The organism is Rhabdothermincola sp. (assembly GCF_036846205.1).
Taxonomy (GTDB): domain Bacteria; phylum Actinomycetota; class Acidimicrobiia; order Acidimicrobiales; family Acidimicrobilacustridaceae; genus Rhabdothermincola.
The window spans coordinates 15659-17576 of the sequence record NZ_DAIUCK010000071.1; the positions used below are offsets into that span (position 1 = coordinate 15659).

Sequence of the window (1918 nt, forward strand, 5' to 3'; positions counted from 1 at the left end):
CCCCCCCCCGCCCCCCCCCCCGGCCAGTTCGGACGGAGAGCCAGCTCGGAGCGGAAACGGATGGCGGCGAGCGCGGACGGTGGCCGGTGTGCCCTCAGTAGTGTTCTCCGTCGAGCACCGCCGGAGGGAGCGCGATGGAGCTGAGGAGCACGACACAGCTCATGCCTCGTGCGGTGGCGCTCGCCGTCGTGTGCACGGCCGTCCTGGCGACCGTGCCCGGAACCTCCCCAGCGGCCCCTGCCAACTCCATGGCCGGGACCGACCCCAGCCGGGAGGGCGCAGCCCAGGTCGCACCGGAGGTGGAGGCGGCCGTCGAGGCTGGCGGCAGCACGGAGGTCATCGTCGAGTTCGAGCCGCGCGCGCCCCACGAGTCACCGGAGGCACGGACCGAGCGGATCGAGCAGATCGCCGGCGCCGCGGGGATCGACCGCATCCAACCGCTCGGGACCCGGCGCCCGCTCGCCGTCGCCTCGGTCGACCGTGCATCGCTCGACGCGCTCGAGCAGTCCGGTGAGATCGCGCGGGTCATGCCCAACCGGCGACACACCCTGGACAGCCTGACGTCGGGGACCAGCGCGGTCGGCTCACCGCTCGCGTGGTCATCCAGCATCACCGGCGCCGGCCAGCGGATCGCCATCCTCGACACCGGCGTCGACGCGACCCATCCATTCCTCTCCGGCCGTGTCCAGAAGGAAGCGTGCTTCTCCCGAGGCAGCACCCTGTCGTTGCTCAAGGGCTTGTGCTGGCCCGACGCCACCCACACCGAGGGCCCCGCCGCCGCCTACCCCTGTGCCTCGCTGGTCATGGACGATCCCGGCGCGGTCCCCGAGGCATGTGACCACGGCACCCACGTCGCGGGCATCGCCGCCGGGTCGGGTGGCCCCCCACCGGCCACCTCCGGGGTGGCGCCGGGTGCGTCGATCCTGGCGGTCCAGGTGTTCACGGCCGACTACAGCTCGACCCGGTGCGGTGGGCCGGTGCCGTGCCTGGCGACCTTCGACGCGGATCTCATCGCCGCCCTCGACTGGGTCGTCGGCGAGCAACTCGCCAGCCCGAACATCGCCGCGGTCAACATGAGCCTCGGGGGAGGCGGAACCAGCGGCGCCTGCGACACCGACCCGCTGAAGCCGGCGATCGATGCCCTGGCCGCGCTCGGGGTGACCACCGTGGGCGCCTCGGGCAACAGTGGCTCCAAGAGCCGCATCGTCAGCCCGGCGTGCATCTCCACGGTGCTCGCGGTGGGAGCGCTCGACGACCAGACGGGTACGGTCCCCGCCTGGTCCCAGTCCAGCAGCGCGCTCGACCTGCTGGCGCCCGGGGTGAACATCGTCTCGTCGCTTCCCGGCGGCTCGTACGGCACCTGGTCGGGCACCTCCATGGCTGCCCCGTTCGTGTCCGGCGCCCTGGCCCTGCTGCAGCAGGTGCGGGGACCACTCTCACCCCAAGTCGAGGAGCAGCTCCTGAAGCGCAACGGTGCCCCGGTCTCGGACGGAGGCAGGACCACCCCCATGCTCCGCATCGACTGGGCGCTGGGCGACCAACCCGGCATCGGGTCCATCGACTCGGCGATCGCCGGACCCGGTTCCATCTCGGCTGCGGGTTGGGCGCTCGACCTCGACACCCCGGCCGCGGTCCAGGTCCAGGTACGGGTGGACGGCCAGCTCCGCCAGACCGTCACCGCCGACCGCCCTCGACCCGACATCGGCTCCGCGTTCCCCGGCTACGGCAGCGGGCACGGCTGGCAGGTCCAGGTCGGCGGCCTCGCGGCGGGGCCTCGCCAGCTCTGCGTGTCCGTGCTCAACCAGACCGGCTCCGCGCTGTTCCCGGGGACGGCGGGCTCCCCCGCCCTGATCGGCTGCCGCGCCGTCACCGTCCCCGGCGGCAACCCCTTCGGCAGCCTCGACAGCGCCACCGGCGG

Annotated in this window: 1 protein-coding gene; it reads left to right on the plus strand. The window is 73.5% G+C overall.

Going from position 1 to position 1918, the window contains the following annotated elements; all coding sequences use genetic code 11:
• Positions 1 to 134: 134 nt before the first annotated feature.
• Positions 135 to 1918, plus strand: a 1784-nt coding sequence (locus V7004_RS11020) for a S8 family peptidase (protein ID WP_334143993.1), incomplete at its 3' end; no start/stop codon positions are given.